The sequence below is a fragment of the Bradyrhizobium sp. BR 10289 genome, from assembly GCF_019455385.1.
GTDB lineage: Bacteria > Pseudomonadota > Alphaproteobacteria > Rhizobiales > Xanthobacteraceae > Bradyrhizobium.
In genome coordinates, this window is sequence record NZ_JACOFR010000002.1 from 202,377 (window position 1) to 221,627 (window position 19,251).

Annotated in this window: 20 protein-coding genes; 11 read left to right on the forward strand and 9 right to left on the reverse strand. The window is 64.4% G+C overall.

Features of this window, described 5'->3' with window-relative positions; genetic code table 11:
• Positions 1–58 precede the first annotated feature (58 nt).
• Both HYH08_RS04470 and HYH08_RS04475 read right to left on the reverse strand, forming a co-directional pair.
• Positions 59–1,012 carry a YVTN family beta-propeller repeat protein gene (locus HYH08_RS04470; protein ID WP_220008542.1) on the reverse strand — a complete coding sequence of 318 codons (954 nt, stop codon included), beginning with the start codon at positions 1,010–1,012 and terminating at the stop codon, positions 59–61.
• Positions 1,013–1,014: 2 nt separating this feature from the next.
• On the reverse strand, positions 1,015–1,569 hold the full coding sequence (locus tag HYH08_RS04475) for an SRPBCC family protein (RefSeq protein WP_220008543.1): 555 nt from the start codon (positions 1,567–1,569) through the stop codon (positions 1,015–1,017).
• Between the two features lie 1,308 nt (positions 1,570–2,877).
• Between HYH08_RS04475 and HYH08_RS04480 the strand changes: the two genes are divergently transcribed.
• Positions 2,878–4,938, forward strand: coding sequence for a DUF1217 domain-containing protein (locus HYH08_RS04480; RefSeq protein WP_220008544.1), 2,061 nt, complete (start codon positions 2,878–2,880; stop codon positions 4,936–4,938).
• Between the two features lie 13 nt (positions 4,939–4,951).
• On the opposite strand, the gene HYH08_RS04485 is transcribed toward HYH08_RS04480, so the two are convergent.
• The 3 genes from HYH08_RS04485 to HYH08_RS04495 all read right to left on the reverse strand — a co-directional run bounded on the left by HYH08_RS04485 (position 4,952) and on the right by HYH08_RS04495 (position 8,032).
• Positions 4,952–5,812 carry a PCC domain-containing protein gene (locus HYH08_RS04485; RefSeq protein WP_220008545.1) on the reverse strand — a complete coding sequence of 287 codons (861 nt, stop codon included), beginning with the start codon at positions 5,810–5,812 and terminating at the stop codon, positions 4,952–4,954.
• Positions 5,813–5,821: 9 nt separating this feature from the next.
• Positions 5,822–7,429 carry an acyl-CoA synthetase gene (locus HYH08_RS04490; RefSeq protein ID WP_220008546.1) on the reverse strand — a complete coding sequence of 536 codons (1,608 nt, stop codon included), beginning with the start codon at positions 7,427–7,429 and terminating at the stop codon, positions 5,822–5,824.
• Between the two features lie 105 nt (positions 7,430–7,534).
• Positions 7,535–8,032, reverse strand: a complete 498-nt coding sequence (locus HYH08_RS04495) for a hypothetical protein (protein ID WP_220008547.1) — start codon at positions 8,030–8,032, stop codon at positions 7,535–7,537.
• Positions 8,033–8,126: 94 nt separating this feature from the next.
• Here HYH08_RS04495 and HYH08_RS04500 point away from each other — a divergent pair, with 94 nt between their 5' ends.
• Complete coding sequence (locus HYH08_RS04500) at positions 8,127–8,465, forward strand: hypothetical protein (protein WP_220008548.1); 339 nt, start codon at positions 8,127–8,129, stop codon at positions 8,463–8,465.
• Positions 8,466–8,507: 42 nt separating this feature from the next.
• Positions 8,508–8,783 (forward strand): GNAT family N-acetyltransferase, encoded by a 276-nt coding sequence (locus tag HYH08_RS04505; protein ID WP_220008549.1) that lies wholly within the window; start codon positions 8,508–8,510, stop codon positions 8,781–8,783.
• A 96-nt stretch (positions 8,784–8,879) separates the two neighbouring features.
• Here the strand turns inward: HYH08_RS04505 and HYH08_RS04510 are convergent, their stop codons facing one another.
• The gene (locus HYH08_RS04510; RefSeq protein ID WP_220008550.1) at positions 8,880–9,815 is read right to left on the reverse strand and encodes a tetratricopeptide repeat protein; all 936 of its coding nucleotides are present in this window, start codon (positions 9,813–9,815) and stop codon (positions 8,880–8,882) included.
• A gap of 106 nt (positions 9,816–9,921) precedes the next feature.
• Here HYH08_RS04510 and HYH08_RS04515 point away from each other — a divergent pair, with 106 nt between their 5' ends.
• Complete coding sequence (locus tag HYH08_RS04515; protein ID WP_220008551.1) at positions 9,922–10,197, forward strand: GNAT family N-acetyltransferase; 276 nt, start codon at positions 9,922–9,924, stop codon at positions 10,195–10,197.
• 54 nt (positions 10,198–10,251) lie between these two features.
• Here HYH08_RS04515 and HYH08_RS04520 read toward each other — a convergent pair whose 3' ends face one another.
• Positions 10,252–10,659, reverse strand: a complete 408-nt coding sequence (locus HYH08_RS04520; RefSeq protein ID WP_220008552.1) for a DUF3597 domain-containing protein — start codon at positions 10,657–10,659, stop codon at positions 10,252–10,254.
• Between the two features lie 335 nt (positions 10,660–10,994).
• Between HYH08_RS04520 and HYH08_RS04525 the strand changes: the two genes are divergently transcribed.
• Both HYH08_RS04525 and HYH08_RS04530 read left to right on the forward strand, forming a co-directional pair.
• Positions 10,995–11,903: a DUF2189 domain-containing protein gene (locus tag HYH08_RS04525; protein ID WP_220008553.1), complete on the forward strand. Its 909-nt coding sequence runs from the start codon at positions 10,995–10,997 to the stop codon at positions 11,901–11,903.
• 130 nt (positions 11,904–12,033) lie between these two features.
• Positions 12,034–12,858 (forward strand): lytic murein transglycosylase, encoded by an 825-nt coding sequence (locus HYH08_RS04530; RefSeq protein ID WP_220008554.1) that lies wholly within the window; start codon positions 12,034–12,036, stop codon positions 12,856–12,858.
• A gap of 75 nt (positions 12,859–12,933) precedes the next feature.
• Here HYH08_RS04530 and HYH08_RS04535 read toward each other — a convergent pair whose 3' ends face one another.
• Positions 12,934–13,197 (reverse strand): hypothetical protein, encoded by a 264-nt coding sequence (locus HYH08_RS04535; RefSeq protein WP_228747532.1) that lies wholly within the window; start codon positions 13,195–13,197, stop codon positions 12,934–12,936.
• Between the two features lie 765 nt (positions 13,198–13,962).
• Here HYH08_RS04535 and HYH08_RS04540 point away from each other — a divergent pair.
• The 5 genes from HYH08_RS04540 (at position 13,963) to HYH08_RS04560 (ending at position 18,685) form a co-directional block, all read left to right on the forward strand.
• Positions 13,963–14,115, forward strand: coding sequence for a DUF1127 domain-containing protein (locus HYH08_RS04540; RefSeq protein WP_007590701.1), 153 nt, complete (start codon positions 13,963–13,965; stop codon positions 14,113–14,115).
• A gap of 126 nt (positions 14,116–14,241) precedes the next feature.
• A complete protein-coding gene (trmFO, locus tag HYH08_RS04545; RefSeq protein ID WP_220008556.1) occupies positions 14,242–15,669 on the forward strand; it encodes a methylenetetrahydrofolate--tRNA-(uracil(54)-C(5))-methyltransferase (FADH(2)-oxidizing) TrmFO in 1,428 nt (475 codons plus the stop codon).
• A 7-nt stretch (positions 15,670–15,676) separates the two neighbouring features.
• Entirely contained in the window at positions 15,677–16,771 is a 1,095-nt protein-coding gene (locus tag HYH08_RS04550) for a serine/threonine protein kinase (RefSeq protein WP_220008557.1), read from the forward strand.
• A gap of 93 nt (positions 16,772–16,864) precedes the next feature.
• The gene (locus tag HYH08_RS04555) at positions 16,865–17,431 is read left to right on the forward strand and encodes a CAP domain-containing protein (protein WP_220008933.1); all 567 of its coding nucleotides are present in this window, start codon (positions 16,865–16,867) and stop codon (positions 17,429–17,431) included.
• A 75-nt stretch (positions 17,432–17,506) separates the two neighbouring features.
• On the forward strand, positions 17,507–18,685 hold the full coding sequence (locus tag HYH08_RS04560; protein ID WP_220008558.1) for an aminotransferase class V-fold PLP-dependent enzyme: 1,179 nt from the start codon (positions 17,507–17,509) through the stop codon (positions 18,683–18,685).
• Positions 18,686–18,711: 26 nt separating this feature from the next.
• Here HYH08_RS04560 and HYH08_RS04565 read toward each other — a convergent pair whose 3' ends face one another.
• Complete coding sequence (locus HYH08_RS04565) at positions 18,712–19,173, reverse strand: cupin domain-containing protein (protein ID WP_220008559.1); 462 nt, start codon at positions 19,171–19,173, stop codon at positions 18,712–18,714.
• Positions 19,174–19,251 lie beyond the last annotated feature (78 nt).

The window sequence follows — 19,251 nt, forward strand, 5'->3', positions numbered from 1 at the left end:
AATGAATCCTGGATAGCATCTGTCGCGGCAACACAGCATCAAGTTCGATCGTCGCGCCCTACTCCATCCTGCGCAAGAACGCCCCGAACGCGCGCGGGCCGTCGCCGGTCCTGACCTCGCCGATCTTCTTCAGCTCGGTCGCATCGATGATCGCGAGCGTGTTGCTTTCCCAGCAGGCCACGATGACGCGCTTGCCGTCGGCGGTGGCCGCAATGCCTTCAGGATAATCGCCGACATTGATGCGCTTGACCGGCTTCAGCGTCGCAACGTCGAACACGCTGACAGTGCCGCCATATTGGTCGGTGACGAAGCCGCGGCCCAGCGTCAGCGCCACCGCATAGGGGCGCATGCCGACCGGCACGCGGGCGATCTCGCGCGCTTCGGCGAGGTCGATCACGGAGACATCGTCGGAGCCGACATTGGCGGTGTAGGCGCGCCTGCCCTCGGCGTCGATGGTAACGCCGAACGGGCGGGTGCCGACCTTGATCACCGCCTTGCGCTGGCGCGTCGCGGTGTCCACGACCGAGACGCTGTCGTCGTCGCGGTCGGCCGAGAGCAACAACTTGCCGTCGGGCGTCACCGCAAGGCCCGAGGGCGAGGCGCCGACCGCGATGCTGGCGGTGACGCTGCGCGAGGCCGCATCGATCACCCGCACCGCCGCTGCATACCAGTCGGCGACATAGACGGTCCGGCCGTCAGGCGCGACCGCAATGCCGAGCGGCCCGCCACCGACGTCGATGCGGCCGGCCACCTGCCGCGTGGCCGCGTCGACCACCGTCACCGCCTTGGCGTCGGGGCTGGTCACATAGGCAAACCGCCCGTCCGCGCTGACCGCGACGCCGGCCGGTTTGCCCCCGATTGGGATGGTTGCGACGCTGCGCGCCGTGGCGAGGTCAACGATCATGAGATCGTCGCTGAGCTGATCGGTGACGAAGGCCTCCTCAGCAAACGCACAACCAACACTCGCATGGCAAAGGCTGGCGGCGAGCGCCGCCAGAACCGGGATGCGCACCGTCAGCTTCCGCTCTCGATCTTCTTCTTCAGCGCTTCGAGGCCGGTCTTGTAGAGCCCGCTCACTGCGGTCTTGGCGGCTTCGTCGTTCAGCTCCGGCGGCGGATCGTTGTTGGGAAAGCCGCGGTAGAACGCGCCGGCCCATTCCAGCGTCGCGCCCTTGCCGTCGGCGCCGGGCGTCACCGTCAGCGTCGAGGAATAATTGGTGACCGGCAGCACCTTCACGTCGACATTGGTGATCCGGTAGGAATAGCTCATCGCGTCGGCGTCGAACTTGTAAAGCTCCTCGTCGATGGTGGCCCCGCCGGCCAGGGTCAGTTTCCGCGTGGCGCCGATCTCGTTGCCCTTCTCGCCCACGGTCCTGGCCACCTGCGGCAGCCAGTTCATGTCCTGGAAATTGCCGATCGCCGCCCACACCTTGGCCGGCGGCGCATTGATCTCGATGGATTCCCTCACCTTCTGCCGGGTCGGCCCGTGGGCCCATGCCGTGGTCAAGGCCATTCCCGCCACGGCCAGCGCCGCTACCCCGGCGAACGCCGTTCCGCTTCTCATCCGCATGTCGTTTCCTCACCCTTGAATCTGCGCGACTTGAGGCGCGCTGAGGTCATGGTAGCGCATTTTTGGACCTGGCGAGACCCGGTTCACGGTAGGGCCGTGGCGGCGCCTCGCCTCATCCACACCATCCCTTGCGCTGCCCGACGGGCAAAACACGCCAGATCAGGGGCAATACGTTGAGATCGAAATAATTCGCTTTACACGAATTCGGAATTATCGCATGTTGCCGCCTTCCCGTCCCTGGCCGAGGGGCGTATCGCGATCGTCACGAACGCGGGATGGGACGTGGTGGACGCGGGCAGCATCGGCGTGTCAGGTTCGCAGGGCGGAGAGCCGTGAGCGAAAACCAGCGCGCCAACGACAGGTGATGTCCGCGTACGGCAAAATCGTGTGGTCCTGGCGCCCGGGGTCTGTGCGCCAAGTCTTGCAGTGATGCGGCGGCCCGACCGGGTGCGCACATCAGCCATCGGCAAGGCGACGGGGGCAATAGTGCAACGCTCCCCGGGGAGAGCGCGACATAAGCCGTAAAACCACTGCGCAGGGAAGGCCGGATGTTTGGCTTCACCTGTATGCCGCTGTGCAGCCTTCTGTAGCGCAAGTTTCGCACAGTGGACCGCGGGTGCCAGCCGGCACTCGGCTTTCCCTGCGCCCTCGGCACTTTTGGGGGCGGCGAATGCAGCAAAGCTCGGGCATGATGTGCCGCGAGGACAAAAGGCTATGATCGCGTTTCAAACGGCAGTCTCGTGCCCCGGACGCGGCGCAGCGCCTCTTCGGCGGTGCGCTGCTGAGCCGGGGCCCATGCTGCAGAGATCCGTCTCGCCCGCTGGGTCCCGGCTCTGCGCCGCAACGCTCCGCGTCGCAGCTTGTCCGGGACACGAGAGTGGTTGCGCCGCCACCGTCCACTCCGTCATTGCGAGGAGCTCCTGCGACGAAGCAATCCGGAGGGCCGCCGCGGAAAGAGTCCGGATTGCTCGCTGCGCTCGCAAGACGTGGAGAGACCGGGTGTCAATGACGACCCTCGCCTACTCTGCCAGCTTCGCCTCCACGAATCCGCGCGGATCGGCGCAAAATTCCCGCATCAGCCGTTCAGATCCATCTCGCGACAGGAACATACAGGGAACGCAATCCTCGCGAAAGCTGCATTTGAGAAACATACGGAAACAACTTGAAACAAAGTCGGCATCCGTCCGCCGGGTGCGGATTAAGAAGACGCAGCTACTACTCAGTTTGCCGGCATGAAGCCGGCTCCCACCTCGCGACCCCGGCAATGATTGGCGGACGTCCGGGACAGTAAGCCGCGAGGAATGCGCGATGGTATCGACCTATTTCAGCTACAGCTACATCACGCGCAATCTCCAGCAGTCGCTGACGCGGGTCGGACAGCAAACCGACGTGGCGCGCGAGGCCGCCTACTACAAGGCCAACATCGGCAAGGTGAAGTCCGTCGATGATCTGATGAAGGACTACCGCCTCTACCACTACGCCATGAAGGCCTACGGCCTGGAAGACATGGCCTATGCCAAGGCCTTCATGAAGAAGGTGCTGGAGAGCGACCTCAACGACTCCAACAGCTTCGTCAACAAGCTCGTGGACAAGCGTTACCGCGAGTTTGCCGCAGCGTTCTCCTTCAAGGGCACGGCCACGCCGGTCGCGCAATCGGACACCCAGACCGACGACATGATCGGCCTGTACACCGCGACCAAGAAGAGCCAGGTCGATGCCCTTGCAAGTGACAAGGACTACTACAATTCCAAAATCGGCGGCATCACCAGCGCAGACCAGCTGCTGAACGACGATCGCCTTCGCAACTATGTCTATTCAGCCTTCGGGATCGACGAAAGCAAATGGCCACGTGACACGATCAGCCAGGTGCTGCGCAGCGATCCCTCCGACCCCAACAGCTACGTCAACACCACCTTCACGTCCCAGCTGACGGGCCTCAACGCCCAGCTCACGCAAGCCAAATCGGATGTCAGCGCCACCAACACGAAGATCGCCGACTACACCGCCCAGCTCAAGCAACCGGGCGCAGACGTCGCCCAGTTGAACGTCCAGATCCTGGTCGAGAAATACCATCTGGAGACCTACACGAAGAGCGTTTCCGACCTCAGCGACCAGATCTCGACGATCGGCGAGTTTACAGACCTGGCCGGCGCGTACGAGTTTTCGGCCGATGGCTCGCTTCCGTCCGGTGTGCCTGCGCAGACGGCAGCGAACATCACGCTCACGACAAAGCGGTTCGACGACAGCAAGTCCGCCATCTATGCGGCGGCAAGCCCGCTGAGCGAAGCCTTCGCAATCAATCAGTTCAGAAATGCTGTCGTCAAGATCGACTCGCTCAAGGCATTCGTATCGACACCGGCCGTCTACGATTTTGCGCTGGGTGCCGTCGGCCTCGATCCCGCAACGGTCTCGCAGGATACCATCAAGTCCGTCCTCGAAAGCGATCTCACCAACCCCAAGAGCTTCGTCTATACGCTCAAGGACAATCGGTATGTCGAGCTAGCACACGCCTTCAACTTCGACGCAAAGGGCAATCTGACGACGCCCCTGGTGGCCCAGGATCCGGCAGAGGTCCTCCAGATCTCGAAGGACTACGTCATAGCGGCGGTGAAACAGGCCAGCCCCCAGCAGCAGGCGGCGGTCAAGGCACAAGCCGCGAAAGATGCGACCGCTTATCAGGAAGCGATCGCAGGCATCGACAGCGTGTCCGACCTGCTTGCGAACCGGAAGGTGATCAATTTCGTTCTCGTCGCCAAGGGCCTCGACCCCAAGAAGGTCAGCGACGAATATCTCAAGAAGATCTTCGCCTCTGATCTGAACGATCCCAAGAGCTTCGTCAACAAGGAGAGCGATCCGCGCTTTGCCGAGATCGTGGCGTCGTTCAACTTCGACAGCAAGGGCAACGTCGCGCGTCTGTCCATGATGGGGCCCCAGAAACGGGATCAATTCCGGGAAACGCAAGGCAACTATCTCCAGCAAACCCTGGAGCAGCAGCAGGGCGATACCAATCCGGGCGTGCGCCTCGCGCTCTATTTCCAGCGCAAGGCGGGCGACATCACCTCCGCCTATGACATCCTTGCCGACAAGGCTCTCTCGGAGGTGTTCAGAACCACCTTCGATCTGCCTGACTCGATGGCGGCGATGCCGATCGATCAGCAGGCCAAGTTCGTCGACAAATTCATGAAGATCAAGGATCTCTCCGATCCCGCGAAGGTCGCCAAGCTGCTGAGCCGTTTCACCGCCATGTATGACGTCAAGAACAGCGAGAGCACCGGGCAGGTTCAGTCTCCCTTGCTCAACCTCTTTCAGGGTTCGAGCTCGGGGATCAGCGACGCGACGTATCTGGCCATCGCCAAGCTCGGCCGATGATCGCTCGCCGGAATCAGCTCAACACCTCGAGCACCAGCTCCATGGTCATCAGCACGGGATTGTCGCCGCGGACCAGGCGCCCCTCCGCGAGGCCGCCGGTATAGTCGATCAGGGCAATGTCGAGGGTCGCCTCCGGCGCGCCGGACGGGCCGGACGCGACCGTGCCCGCCGTGATCGCCAGCTCCGTGGCGAACGGCTCGGTCACCCCCCCATGGGTGAAGCGCGCACCGATCGTGGAGCCGACGCCGCCGTGAATCTTCGCGCGTGCAATGCCATGCGCACGGCAAAATTCCTCGAGAGAGAACGCGACATCCTGATTGGGCCGCAGCCGGAGCGCGAAGGCGCGGCTCGTCGTGCGAGCGCCGCTGCTCGCGGCAGCTACGGGGCCGAACAGCTTGAAATTGGTCTCGGGATCAGGCTCGGCGACGAACATCGCGCCATCGAGGCCGAACGCCTCGACCGCGAACGGCTCGGCGACGACGGTCTCGTCCGGCATCATGTGGCCGCCGCCCGCCCTGCCGTCCGCCTCGGTCCACAGCCCGTGGCAATGAAAGAATGGCGCGCCGTCGCGCATGCCCAGCGTCATGCTGCCGAGCCTGGTGTGCGTCACGCCCGCAGGCCGATAGGTGTCGCTGTAGAATGCCGCATTCTCGCCGGTCTTCGACAGCGCCGGCATGACATAGGCGAACGGCCCGAGCGCACCGCGGCGGAAGTTCAGCACGCCGCCGGCAAAACCCTCCGCCGCAAAGCCGCCGCGCGCGGCTTCCAGCAGCGGCACGCCCGCCTCGAGTCGAAACGAGAAGGCGCGTCCCCTCGCCTCCACCCATTGGATTCGGTCCGTGACGGGCGCGCCCGGCTGCTTGATACTCCGCATCACCTGCGCTCAGCCCGTCCTGGTCTTGTCGAGGTCGAGCAGCCCGCGCGCCTCCAGTTCGTCGCGCACCATCCGCTTCGGCACCTTGCCGTAGCCGGATTTCGGCAGCGCCTCCCAGAAGAAGAACCGTTTTGGCATTTTGTAGCGCGGCACCTTCGGGAGAAGGAACGCCGCCATCTCGGCCTCGCTCACAGCGGTCTCGCCCTCGCGCGCAACGCAGACGGCGACGCCGACCTCCCCCCAGGTCGCATCGGGCACGCCGAGCACGGCGACCTCACCGACCGCGGGATGGGTCAGGATCTTCTCCTCGATCTCGCGCGGATAGATGTTGGAGCCGCCGGAGATGTACATGTCCGACGCGCGTCCGGTGATGTAGACAAAACCCTCCTCGTCCATGTGGCCGAGATCGCCGGTGCGGAACCAGCCGTTGCGGAACGCCTTCGCATTGGCCTCGGGGTTGTCGTAATAGCCGGCGAGCACGGCCGGCCCGATCACGCAGATCTCACCGCTCTGGTTCGCCGCAAGTTCGCGCCCCTCGTCGTCCTGGATCGAGACCTGCATGCCGGTACGCTCGAAGCCGCAGGTGCCGATCCTGGCGTAAGGGCCGTCCTCGGGATCGTGCAGCGCCGCCGGCAGCACCGTGATGTTGCCGGTGACCTCGCCCAGGCCAAAATACTGCACGATGACCTTGCCGAGTTTCTTCAGCGCGGCCTTCTGGTCCTCGCGATACATCGGCGCGCCCGCATAGATCACGTGACGCAGCGAAGAGTGGTCGTATTTGTCGACGGCGGGATGCTCGACCATCATCTTCAGAATCGTCGGTACGGTGAAGAGATTAGCAACCCGGTGCCTCTCGATCAGCCGGAACGCCTCGTCGATATCGAACTTCTCGGTCGGCAGCAGCACGGTGCAGACGCCGCGCGCGGTCTGCACCAGCTGGTGCACACCGGCACCATGCGACAGCGGCGCCACCACCAGCGAGGCATCCGCCTCGGTCACGCCCGGCGTGAGATCGGCGAGATGGTTGGTGACGACAAAGCCCATCTGACCGTGCGTCAGCACAGCGGCCTTGGAACGGCCGGTGGTACCTGACGTGAAGAAGAACCAGCAAGGATCGTCGTGCTCGACAGCAACGTTCTCGACCACCCGGCCGGCCTGCGAGGCGATCGCCTCAGCCACCGAGCGCTCGCCGAACGCGGCCTTGCCCTCGAGGCTCCAGGTGAACTCCAGCGCACCGCCGGTCACGGCCGCCGCGTGCTCGGGAAAATCGACATGGCACAGAAACGCCTTCGCGCCCGAGGCCTGCGCGAGATAGGTGACCTCGTCCGGCATCAGGCGGAAATTGGTGGGCACCCAGACCGCGCCGAGCCGGAACGCGGCGAACATCGAGACAAACATCTCCTCGCCATTCTTGGAATGGACGAGGATACGATCGCCCTTGGCGATGCCGCGCGCCGCAAGGGCCGCAGCCAGCGCCGAAACCTGCGCATCGATCTCGCGCCAGGTCCAGGATTTCTCGCCCCAGACGAAGCCGGGCCGCGATCCATGCCGCCGCGCATTCTGGGTCAGCATATAGGCGAGATTCATGACGCGGCGGGACATGCGCAGGGGCTGCATGGGGCTTCCTCTTCGACAGCGGACGGCATGCCAGCCGTTCGTTCATTGCAGCCCATTTATCGCGATCGCCCGCGCCCCTGCAAGGCCGCCGGCTGCGCAGCCGCCTTACGGCTGCTTGAACGCAAAGGGCCTCGCCGTGATCGCCCTCTCCTTGGAACAGGCTTGCGCACCAAAGCCGCCGCAGAAGCTGCCATGCAGATCGAAGCGGATGGTGCGCGCGGCACCGCGCTTCATCGGCGGCGCCACGATCGTGTAGCTGCGGACATAGCCGTCGAAAACGGGGCGCACCTCGCCATCAGGCAGCGTCACCAGGATGGTCATGACGCAGCCGCCGGTTCCGCAATAGGTCGTCTCCCGCTCGCCGCAACGGGTGTTGCTGAAATCAACAATGTAGTCGTCGCGTCCATCGCCGGTGAGATCGATCCTGCGCACCGTATCGGGTGCGAAGCTCACCGCGCCGCCGCCCTGGCTCTCGCATTCCTCGTTGGCGTAACGCACGGCCTTCTGCACGCCGGGCGGATAGTCCGAAGGACTGAACGGCTTCGCGTCTTCGGCGTGCGCAGCGGTGGCGAACAGAACGAGCAGGAGGATCAGATGGCGCATGCGCGTTTGTCGCCGGCAGGGCCGCGATCGTTCAGGGAATTTTAAACATGATCAGCGCAACCTTCATCAGTCCTCGCGTACAGAGTGCCGCATCATGGTCAAAGCGCCCGCCCTCCTCCTGTTGTCGCTGGCGCTCGGTGGATGTGCCATGGCTCCTCAAGCCCATTTCGCCGCCGATCCCGCCTTCAAGCCGGCGCGCTATGCCTGGGATGGCGCCGGCGAGAACCCCAATCGGCCGCGCACGGCCGCCGGCTCCGAGCGCGACAGGTCGCAAGCCGCAGTTCCGACTTCTGCAAAGGACCGCTGGCAGGCGCAGGACGGCGTTGAGGCCGAGCGTGACGCCAGGATCAGCCGCTCCCTCGTCATCTGCCAGGGCTGCCTTCGCCAAGAGCCGCAGGCGGAAGATTCCAGGCTTGCCAAAGCGAGCGATTGAACCGAACGGCCGCTCTCCGCCTTATAAAGATACGGAGACGACATGAGCGACATCATCAACAACAAGGCCCAACACCGCTTTGAGCTCGAGGTGGAGGGCCATCTCGCCACCGAGCACTACAAGCTCGACGGCAATGTCATCACATTCGAGCACACCGAAGTGCCGAAGGAGCTTGGCGGCAGAGGCGTCGGCGGAAAGCTGGTCCAAGGCGCACTCGACCAGGTCCGCGCTGCCGGCCTGAAGCTGATCCCGCAATGCCCGTTCGTGAAGGCGTGGATCGAGAAGCACCCGGAGTATCAGGACCTGGTCGGGACCTAATCCCGTTATCGCGAGGAGCCCTTGCGGCGAAGCAATGCAGGCTGCCTCAGCGGACGAATTTCCGGATTGCTTCGCTTCGCCCGCAATGACGGGCGGCTACATTACGCCGAGCTTCCTCAACGACTCCTGGGCCGTCTGCAGCCCCGGCTCCAGCTCCAGCGCCTTTCTCAGGTCGGCGATCGCCCGCTGCTTGTCGCCAAGACGCAAGCGGGCCTCCCCACGGTTATTCCAGGAGTCGGCGTCCGAGGGATCGTATTGCAGCGCCTTGTCGTAGTCGGCAATGCCGCGTTTCATGTCGCCCTGGAATAGCCGAACCAGGCCGCGATTGCGCCAGCCGCGCGCGTCCGTCGGGGCGAGCCGGATCGCCTCGCCATAGTCGGCAGCGGCGCGGTCGAGCTGCTCGCTGTCGCGATAGACGTTGCCGCGGTCGATATACGCGATCAGGTCCGGGGCGAGCTTGATCCGCACCGTGAAGTCGGCGAGTGCATGCGCGGTATCGTGCTTTTGCGCGTAGGCGTAGCCGCGATTGGCGTAGGCGCGGGCATAGGCGGGATTGCGCTTGATCGCCGCGTCGAAATCGGCGATCGCGCCGTCGAGGTCGCCCTTGTTGTAACGGGCGTCGCCGCGATTGTTATAGGCCAGCGCCAGCGAAGGATCGAGCTTGATGGCCTGGGTGTAATCGGCGATGGCCCGATCATAATCGCGCTTGAAGTTGTAGACGCGACCGCGATTATTGTAGGCGCAGGCATATTCGGGATCGAGCCTGATCGCTTCGTCGAGATCGGACAACGCGGCGTCGAGCTCGCGCTTCTCGGTGAGGCCATGCCCGCGGCTGCAATAGGCGCCGGCGAGCCTGCTGCCAGTCTCGCTCTTGCTGTCAATCACTGTCGAGCAGGCAGTCACCCGCTGATCCGGTGTGCTGCTCGGCGCAAAGCAGGCCTCCCAGGCCGGACCGCCCTCGGCGGCGGCCGGGACCGGCGCCGCCGAAGCGAGCACGGCAAGCAAGGCCATCAGACTGAGCTGGACACGCATTTTGCAGATATCTCCCCTGCGGCAACCTCCCTTGGTCGCGCCTTGGCAAGCGCGGGTTCAGACGCCTAGATCAGGGGGCAGGCATTTCGCTGCAGAAGGATCAGCCATGACGGCATCGGTACGCGACAACAAGGACAGGAGCCGCTTCGAGCTCGATGTCGGCAGCGAGCTCGCCTTCGCCAATTACCGGCTGACGCCATCGGCCGTCATCATTACCCACACCGAGACGCCGCGCGCGCTGCGCGGCCGCGGCATCGCCTCCGAGCTGGTGAGGGGTGCGCTGGAGCTGATCCGCCGCGACGGCAAGAAGGTGATCGCCGGCTGCGGCTTTGTCGTCGACTATCTCGACAAGCACCCGGAGGATGCGGATCTCGTCGCCTGATTGCAAAAGGGCCTGCAAGAGATCGCAGGCCCTTCGCAACGACCGAAAAATCGATCAGTGCTTGATCTCGGGCGGCAACTTGCCGCCATTGGCGGCGAGCTTGGACATCACCTGCTTGTGCAGCCAGACGTTCATGCTCGCGGAGTCGTTCATGTCGCCGCTGTAGCCGAGCTCCTTGGCGAGATCCTTGCGCGCAGCAAGGCTAGAGTCGATGTCGAGCGCCTTCATCAGGTCGACGATCGAGGTGCGCCATTCCAGCTTCTCGCCCTTATGGGCGGCGACGGCCGCATCGACGATCGCGGCAACATCGACCGTTGCCGCGGGCGCGGCGGGCGCTGACGGCGCCGATGCGCTCGGCGCGGCCCCAGCCGGGGCGCCGCCCGGACCTGCGCCACCGGCGGGCGCGGCGGAAGCCGAATGGCTGCCGAAGATCGCGCCCATGATTTTCCCGAAAATGCTCATGTCTTCTCCCCGAAAAGGATCCGTTGGAAGGGCCTTGAGTGGCACTTATAAACCAAGTTTCTGCGTTGCGCCCGCGGCGTTCCGCGAACCCGCAACCAGCATCAGCTTATCTGCGGCGAAATGACGGCCGCATGACACATTCGAGGTTGCACCGCGGCATCGAATTTCACCCAAGCGTGAGGGACAGGACTCGGAATTGGGAGTAGCTTCTTGGTTCAAGTCGCGATCCGGCCCGGAATTCGCGCCTGGTTGGAATCGCGAAACTCAGAGAAGAGCGGCCGCTTGCGCCGTTTGCCGGCGCCGGATTCGGCCGCCCGGCAAGGGAGCTAGCGACCATGGCCACACTCTACCAGGGCAATGTCCCCACAATGGCCCAGCCCACCGACGCGGCTGGACCTGTCATCCGGACCATCCATTTGTCCGACCTGCACGAGGCGCTCAGGCGCGGCTGGGAGGATTTCAAGGCGGTTCCGAGCCACGCCATCATCCTCTGTGTGATTTATCCGGTGCTGGGCATCGTGCTCGCGCGCGTCGTGATGGGCTATTCGGTACTGCCGCTGCTGTTTCCGCTGGCGGCGGGCTTCGCCCTGATCGGGCCATTCGCGGCGCTCGGTCTCTATGAGCTCTCCAGCCGGCGCGAACGCCATGAAGAAGCCAGCGCCTGGGATGCCATGGAGGTGCTGCGCTCGCCTTCGTTCGGCGCCATGCTCGGCCTCGGCACGCTGCTGCTCGCTCTGTTCGTGACCTGGGTTGCGACCGCGCAGGCGATCTATGTCGCGGCCTTCGGCTATGAGGGCGTGACTGGACTCTCCGATTTCGTGACGCGCGTGCTGACGACCCGGCAAGGCTGGTGGCTGATCGTGATCGGCTGCGGCACCGGCTTCCTGTTCGCGCTCGCCGCGCTCTGCATCAGCGCCGTGTCGTTCCCATTGATGCTCGACCGCCATGCCGGCGCGTTCGAGGCAATGGTGACCTCGCTCCGCGTCGTCGCGAAGAACCCGGTGCCGATGGCGGCGTGGGGCGTGATCGTGGCGGTGCTGCTGGCACTCGGCACGATCCCGGCGTTCCTCGGGCTCGCCGTGGTCATCCCCCTGCTCGGCCACGCCACCTGGCATCTCTACCGCAAGGCGATCGCCTCCGATCCCGGCGCGCGGCCGGTGCCGCCCCCGCCGCATCGTCCGCGCAAGCCGGCCGCCGACTTCCCCGCCAACCTGTTCCCCTGGCGTAACAGGACGGACACTTGACGATCGCGTGACATCCGGTCCTGCCCGTCCGCCGGGCAGGACCGGATCGCCTGATGCCTTGCTTTGGCCGCGGTTCCGGCAGAGATTGCACGCGCTGGCCGGACCACTTCACGGAATCACATTTCATCTGATGACCCCGACGATTTCTCGTCTCGCTCTCGCAGCCCTCGCCCTCTCCGCGTCCATCCTGTCCGCCGCACCAGCGCTCGCCGCTGTTGCCTGCGGCTCGGGCAATTTCGACGCCTGGCTTGCGGACTTCAAAACCGAAGCTGCGGCCAAGGGCATCTCGCAGCAGGCCATCACCGCCGGCCTTGCCGGCGTGACGCTCGACCAGAGCGTGCTCAACCGCGACAAGTCGCAGAAGGTCTTCACCCAGACCTTCGAGGAGTTTTCCGGCCGTATGGTGCCGCCGCGGATGACGCGCGGCTCCAACATGATGAAACAATACGGCTCGGTGCTGTCGCGCATCGAGCAGACCTATGGCGTGCCCGGCGAGGTGCTGGTTGCGATCTGGGGGCTCGAGACCGATTTCGGCGTCAACACCGGCAAGTTCTCCACCATCCGCTCGCTGGCGACGCTGGCCTATGACTGCCGCCGTTCGGAGCAGTTTCGCGGCGAGCTGCTGGATGCGCTGCGCATCGTCCAGCGCGGCGATCTTGCGCCCGGCGACATGAAGGGTGCCTGGGCCGGCGAGCTCGGCCAGACCCAGTTCATGCCGTCATCCTGGATGAAATACGCGGTCGATTTCGACGGCAACGGCAAGCGCGATCTCCTGCACAACGCGCCCGACGTGCTCGCTTCCACCGCCAACTATCTCGCCGGCTACGGCTGGCAGCGCGGCAAGGACTGGCAGCCCGGCGCGCCGAATTTTGCGGTGCTCCAGCAGTGGAACAAGAGCGAGGTCTATTCCAAGACCGTCGCCTATTTCGCCACCCAGCTGGCCCACGCCCCTTAAAACGCGGTCGACAAAGGCGTAGGGCCGATCGCCCGGCGACCGGCCCTCTCTTGGATTTGCGCTATCCCACCCGTTTTACTTGGCCATCGTGGCCTGCATCGCCTTGTTCAGGTGCATGCCGCACACACCCATCTTGCCGTTGAGCAGCGCGTCCTGCGCAGCCGTGATCTCTTTCTCGGCGACCCACTTGCTGTCGCCATCGGCCATGGCCTCGATCGCGGTCTCCGTCTTCTCCAGATTGGAGCCGCTGCAGCCGCCCATGGCGTGCTTGGCGGCCTGGGCCGGTGCGACGGCGAAAGCGACGGCGGCAATTGCGATAACCCCGAGTAACTTCGTCATGATGTTACTTTCCTTCTCTTGTTCTTGGGACAGAGCCGGCGACATCGCCGGAATCTGCGAATATGACTTTCCTCGGACGCGGCAACTTGCCGCAATAAATTCCCCGCGAGAACTGCGTGATGTTGCGCGCTGCGCAGAGCCACATGCGAAAATTCTGAGTTTCATTACAGTTTTGTAATCGGACGAATACACGCAGGGCGCGTGTGCGCCGCACCAACCGATCCATCTGGCCGACCCCGGACCAGCGAGCCTCATCGTTGCCCCTAGGTCACGCCAGCGCGACGGATACATGCGCTTGGCGGGCGGACCGACGGGCTCTGACTCCGACGCGTCGTCGCGATGGATTTCGTGTCATCGGCAGGACGAATCACCGGGCTCCCGGCGAGTCGCGAAGATCTAAACAATATGAATATAAATTCACTTCTATGGTCCGTGGAAATATGCGATCCGCGCATGCGAGACTTGGGCTGACTAGCTGCCGCGTCGCCTTGCCGGTCACGAGAAGACAACTTATTTCAACCGTCACGGGAACCGCAGGAATTGCTATAAACCCGTGATTTCACGGACTTTTATTGCATTTTATCGGGACCTCCGCCCAGTCATTGGGCGGGACTGCCAAGAGGTTAATCGCTCATTACCAACGCCATGCATTCTTCGCTTAGCTGCATCGCAACATCGGAACTTTCGCACTGCACCACTCTCACCTATATTCATTTCAACGATGACGCCCGGGCAAGGGCTGAATCGAACTACAGGAGACTACCAATGCTGCTCTCGCTCATCCGCATGATCCAGGCGTTCCGGGACTATCAGCGCAATGTTGCCGAGCTGTCCCAGCTCAGCGATCGCGAACTGGCCGACATCGGCCTCGATCGCTCGGACATCCCGCGCGTTGCCGCCGGTCAGTATCAGGGCTGATATCCTTCAGCCCTTTACCGGACGAACCGATAGCGCCCGCCTCGTGCGGGCGTTGTCGTTTCTGATGGCAGAAAACTCGATCTCGGCGATTCCACTCCTCGCCGAAAAGCGCTACCTGTCCGCCCCATGACAGGACCCCTATCCCAACCCGTGCACGTCATTGGTGCCGGCCTTGCCGGCTCCGAAGCCGCCTGGCAGGTGGCCAAGGCAGGCGTGCCCGTGGTGCTGCACGAGATGCGGCCGGACCGCATGACCGAGGCACACCGCACCGACGGGCTCGCCGAGCTCGTCTGCTCCAATTCGTTCCGCTCGGACGATGCCGCCAATAACGCAGTCGGCCTGCTCCATGCCGAGATGCGCCGGCTCGATTCGCTCATCATGCGGGCGGCCGACGCCAACCAGGTGCCCGCCGGCGGCGCGCTCGCGGTCGACCGCGACGGCTTCTCGGCTGCCGTCACCAAGGCGCTGAACGATCATCCGCTGATCGAGATCGCCCGCGGCGAGATCAAGGGCCTGCCGCCGGCCGACTGGAGCAACGTCATCATTGCCACCGGCCCCCTCACTTCCGCGCCGCTGGCCGACGCTATCCGCGAGCTGACCGACGAGAGCGCGCTCGCCTTCTTCGACGCGATCGCGCCGATCGTGCACCGCGAATCCGTCGACATGTCGGTGGCCTGGTTCCAGTCGCGCTACGACAAGGTCGGTCCCGGCGGCAACGGCGCCGATTACATCAACTGCCCCATGACCAAGGAGCAGTATGATGGCTTCGTCGCCGCGCTGATCGCGGGCGAGAAGACCGAGTTCAAGGAGTGGGAGACCAACACGCCCTATTTCGACGGCTGCCTGCCGATCGAGGTGATGGCGGAGCGCGGCCCGGAGACCTTGCGCCACGGCCCGATGAAGCCGGTCGGCCTCACCAACCCGCACGATCCCACGACCAAGGCCTATGCCATCGTGCAGCTGCGCCAGGACAACAAGCTCGGTACGCTCTACAACATCGTCGGCTTCCAGACGAAGCTGAAATACGGCGAGCAGCAGCGCATCTTCCGCACCATTCCGGGCTTGGAGAAGGCCGAGTTCGCCCGCCTCGGCGGCCTGCATCGCAACACCTTCCTCAACTCGCCAAAGCTGCTCGATAGCCAGCTGCGTCTGCGCGCGCAGCCGCGGCTGCGCTTTGCCGGCCAGATGACCGGCTGCGAGGGCTATGTGGAATCTGCCAGCGTCGGCCTGATTGCCGGCCTCTATGCAGCTGCCGACGCGCGCGGTGAGCAGCTTGCGAGCCCACCTGCGACGACGGCACTCGGATCGCTGCTCGGCCACATCACTGGCGGCCATATCGAGACCGTCGAACCCGGCACGCGCTCGTTCCAGCCGATGAACATCAATTTCGGCCTGTTTCCGCCGCTCGCGAGCGCCCCGACGAAGAAGCCCGACGGCTCGCGCCTGCGCGGCAACGAGAAGACGGTGGCGAAGAAGCAAGCGATGAGTGCGCTGGCGCTCGCCGATCTCGATCGCTGGATCGCCGATCATTTGCGCATCGCCGCCGCCGCGTGAGTTTGCAATGAGCCTCCCCAAAGACGACGCCGCGACACTCTCGGCGCGCTGGACCGAGGGCGTGCTGCTCAAGCGCGACGTGTTCTCGACCGTCGAGCGCGGCCGTTTCCGCGGCGAGAACGGCGAGGTCGACGCGGTGCTGCGCCGGCTGGATGAGGTGCCGTGGTGGTCGTTCCTGCTGGCGCGCCATCTGTTCGCACGCGAGAAGCATGCGCTGGCATTGGCGAAAGGCCTGAACGTCGGTCCCGAGTTGCTGTGGGCCGGCCGCCGCGCGCTTGTGCGCGGCTTCGTCGACGGCGTCGCCCTGCATCTGGCCAAGCCGCATGGCGACCTCGCCTATTTTCGCTCGGCCAAGGCGGCGCTGCGCCGGCTGCGCCGCGCCGGTATCTGCCACAACGACCTTGCCAAGGAGCAGAACTGGCTGGTCGGCCGCGACGGCCGCGCCTATGTAACCGACTTCCAGCTCGCGGCCTGCTTTATCAGGCGCGGCCGGCTCTATCGCATCCTCGCCTATGAGGATCTGCGGCACCTGCTCAAGCACAAGCGCTCCTATGCGCCCGAGGCGCTGACGCCGCGCGAGCGAAAGATCCTGGCCAAGAAATCCTTCGCCGCGAGCCTGTGGCTTGCCACCGGCAAAAAGGTCTATCGCGCGATCACGCGCGGCCTGTTCAACTTCACCGACCGCGAGGGCGGCGGCCGCCGGCTCGTCAACGATGCGCCAGTGCTGGCCGAGCTGATCCGCAAAAACCCGGCGGTGCGCGATACCGCCATCGTCGCCTTCGCCGACCGCCGCTCCGGCGTCGGGCTCTATGCCTTCGTCGAGGCCGATCAGGCCGCACTCGAAGGCGAGCTCCGTAGCGCGCTCACGGCCGCCAAGGGCCCGAAGCCGCCGGAACACATCCAGGTGGTGCATGCGCTGCCGCGTGATGCCGGCGGCAAGCCGCGCACCGAGATCCTGCAGCTGGTCGCCATGAACCAGCTCGACCTGATCGAGCCGATGATGAAGAACGACCAGGACCGCGCTTTTCTCAAGGACATCCTGGAGCAGCGCAAGAACCTGCGCGACCGCTTCAATTTCGAAGCGGACCTGCCGGCAGGCTGACGGACTGTCCGCGCCTTGAAGCGTCCACATTGGCCATAGAGAAGCGTCGGATCATTCGGGCTTGGCGGGGTTATGAGAATTCGGGGGACGATGATGCATCGTGTGGTTGGCGGCGTGATCGCCGGCTTGCTGCTGACCATAGCACCCGCAATGGCCGAATCTCCGGCCGAGCTGATCTCCAGCTTCCGCCTCAAGCACGGCGAAGTCCGGGTCGTCCGCGATTCAACGCTGGACCGCATCGCCATGGACCAGGCGAAGGCGATGGCGGCGAAGGACGACCTCAGCCACGACGCGCTTGGCCCGTTCAACCGCCGCGTCGCACCGGCCGGTGCGGGGCGAGCCGCTGAAAACATCGCCTATGGCTACGACAATTTCGAGAAGACGCTGGGCCAGTGGATCGACTCCTCCGGGCATCGCAAGAACCTCCTGCTGCACAATGCCTCGCGGGTCGGCATCGCCAGCGCGAAGAATGCCAGCGGCAAGCGCACCTACTGGGCCATGGTGATCGCCGGCGACTATGAGCCCAAAGGCAAGGGCAAAGGCAAGAAGGACGGGGAACCGCTGGTTGCTGTGAAGCGCAAGGCCGCGCCGGCCAGCAAGCCCAAATCTCAGTCCAATTCCAGCAATTGCCACGTCAAGCTACTCGGCCTTTGCATCTGAGTCTGCCGGACGTCTTGTTCGCACGGCTCAACGCGTCTAACTCCTGCACTGACATCGCGAAAGATGGAGGCGCTGTTGATGGACATCGACAAAATCCGTGCCGACACGCCGGCGGCTTCGCGGCGTGCCTATCTCCATAACGCGGGCGCGGCTCTGATGCCGACCTCCGTTGTCGAAGCGATGAAAGAGCATATTGATCTGGAAAGCGAGATCGGCGGCTATGCCGCTGCCGATCGCGAATCCGACCGGCTCGATTCTGTCTACGGCTCGATTGCGCATCTGCTCAATGCCGCGCCCGACGAAATCGCTCTGGTGGAGAACGCGACGGTCGCCTGGCAGATGGCGTTCTATTCGCTGCCGTTTCGCGAGGGCGACAGAATCCTCACCGCCGAGGCGGAATACGCCGCCAACTATGTCGCGTTCCTCCAGGTCGCCAAGCGCACGGGCGCAGTCATCGAGGTGGTGCCCAGCGATGCCAGCGGCGAGCTCGACGTCGGCGCGCTCGAACGCATGATCGACGAGCGGGTGAAACTCATCGCGATCACCTGGGTCCCAACCAATGGCGGGCTGGTCAATCCGGCAGCGGCGATCGGCAAGATCGCGCGGGCGCACGGAATTCCCTATCTGCTCGACGCCTGCCAGGCCGTCGGCCAGATGCTTGTCGACGTTGAGGCGATCGGCTGCGACATGCTGTCGGCGACGGGCCGCAAATTCCTGCGCGGCCCCCGCGGCACCGGCTTTCTCTATGTCCGCCGGGCGCTGCTAAAGCAGCTCGAGCCGCCGATGATCGATCATTTCGCCGCGCCCTGGGTGTCGCGGGGCGCCTATCAACTGCGGGACGACGCCCGGCGCTTCGAGACCTGGGAGAACAATTACGCGGCAAGGCTCGGTCTCGGCGCGGCTGTCGACTACGCCCTCGCGATCGGCATCGGTCCGATCGAGCAACGCTGCCGCCTGCTTGCGAACCGTCTTCGCGGCGGCCTGTCGTCGTTGCGCGGCATTACCATTCGCGATCTCGGGCGCAACCCCGGCGCGATCGTCAGCTTCACCGTGGATGGATATGAGGCGGATGAGGTTGTTCGCAGCGCCGCCGCGGCGAGCATCATCATCGGCACATCGGATCCGTCGAGCACCCGCATCGACGCGGAGATGCGGGGGCTACCGCCGCTCGTGCGCGCCTCCCCGCATTACTACAACACGGAAGCCGAGATCGATCGGCTGATCGCTCACGTCGCGGGTTTCGCGCCACGTTAGTGTGGCACCAGAGCGGCGGCGCAGACCTAGGCTCTTGTCGTCAGTGCCGACAACTGGTCGGTGTCGAAGCGAGCGCGCAGCTCGCTGATCGCTTTGGCGTCCGGTGTTCCGCTGGCGGTGAGTTTCGCCAGTTCCTCGAAGTAGTGCTCATGCCCCGGCGGAGACACGGTCATGAGCACGCGCGCGGGCTTGTCGCTGACATTGGTGATGTTGTGGGAAACGCCTGGGGGAATGAAGAGGTACGTCCCGGGCGTAGCCCGGACAACCTCGTCGGCGACGTGCCATTCGCACTCGCCTTCAAGCATGTAAAAGGTCTCTTCCTGCACGCGATGAACATGCCGGCCCGTAGCAAACCCGGCCGGTATGGTCCAATCGAACATGCTGGTGTGACGGGTATCCTGTCCCGTCACCAGAAAAGCCATCGGCTGACCGCGTAGCATCACTCCCCTGGCTTCGCCGGGCCGACGGACGAGTGGCTTTGCATTCATGTGCTCCTCCATGGTTGGTCGTCAAATTGCGCGATAACGACCTCATCATGGGCCGCCTGCTCGGGAAGTCGCGAAGCA

Excerpts from the sequence above, each read along its gene's own strand:
- HYH08_RS04530 (WP_220008554.1), top strand. The coding sequence starts at position 12,034 with ATGACCCCGACGATTTCTCGTCTCGCTCTCGCAGCCCTCGCCCTCTCC.
- HYH08_RS04500 (WP_220008548.1), top strand. The coding sequence starts at position 8,127 with ATGGTCAAAGCGCCCGCCCTCCTCCTGTTGTCGCTGGCGCTCGGTGGA.
- HYH08_RS04540 (WP_007590701.1), top strand. The coding sequence starts at position 13,963 with ATGCTGCTCTCGCTCATCCGCATGATCCAGGCGTTCCGGGACTATCAG.
- HYH08_RS04485 (WP_220008545.1), bottom strand. The coding sequence starts at position 5,812 with ATGCGGAGTATCAAGCAGCCGGGCGCGCCCGTCACGGACCGAATCCAA.
- HYH08_RS04565 (WP_220008559.1), bottom strand. The coding sequence starts at position 19,173 with ATGAATGCAAAGCCACTCGTCCGTCGGCCCGGCGAAGCCAGGGGAGTG.
- HYH08_RS04535 (WP_228747532.1), bottom strand. The coding sequence starts at position 13,197 with ATGACGAAGTTACTCGGGGTTATCGCAATTGCCGCCGTCGCTTTCGCC.
- HYH08_RS04505 (WP_220008549.1), top strand. The coding sequence starts at position 8,508 with ATGAGCGACATCATCAACAACAAGGCCCAACACCGCTTTGAGCTCGAG.
- HYH08_RS04520 (WP_220008552.1), bottom strand. The coding sequence starts at position 10,659 with ATGAGCATTTTCGGGAAAATCATGGGCGCGATCTTCGGCAGCCATTCG.
- HYH08_RS04515 (WP_220008551.1), top strand. The coding sequence starts at position 9,922 with ATGACGGCATCGGTACGCGACAACAAGGACAGGAGCCGCTTCGAGCTC.
- HYH08_RS04475 (WP_220008543.1), bottom strand. The coding sequence starts at position 1,569 with ATGCGGATGAGAAGCGGAACGGCGTTCGCCGGGGTAGCGGCGCTGGCC.
- HYH08_RS04550 (WP_220008557.1), top strand. The coding sequence starts at position 15,677 with ATGAGCCTCCCCAAAGACGACGCCGCGACACTCTCGGCGCGCTGGACC.
- HYH08_RS04555 (WP_220008933.1), top strand. The coding sequence starts at position 16,865 with ATGCATCGTGTGGTTGGCGGCGTGATCGCCGGCTTGCTGCTGACCATA.
- HYH08_RS04490 (WP_220008546.1), bottom strand. The coding sequence starts at position 7,429 with ATGCAGCCCCTGCGCATGTCCCGCCGCGTCATGAATCTCGCCTATATG.
- HYH08_RS04495 (WP_220008547.1), bottom strand. The coding sequence starts at position 8,032 with ATGCGCCATCTGATCCTCCTGCTCGTTCTGTTCGCCACCGCTGCGCAC.
- HYH08_RS04525 (WP_220008553.1), top strand. The coding sequence starts at position 10,995 with ATGGCCACACTCTACCAGGGCAATGTCCCCACAATGGCCCAGCCCACC.
- trmFO (WP_220008556.1), top strand. The coding sequence starts at position 14,242 with ATGACAGGACCCCTATCCCAACCCGTGCACGTCATTGGTGCCGGCCTT.
- HYH08_RS04510 (WP_220008550.1), bottom strand. The coding sequence starts at position 9,815 with ATGCGTGTCCAGCTCAGTCTGATGGCCTTGCTTGCCGTGCTCGCTTCG.
- HYH08_RS04480 (WP_220008544.1), top strand. The coding sequence starts at position 2,878 with ATGGTATCGACCTATTTCAGCTACAGCTACATCACGCGCAATCTCCAG.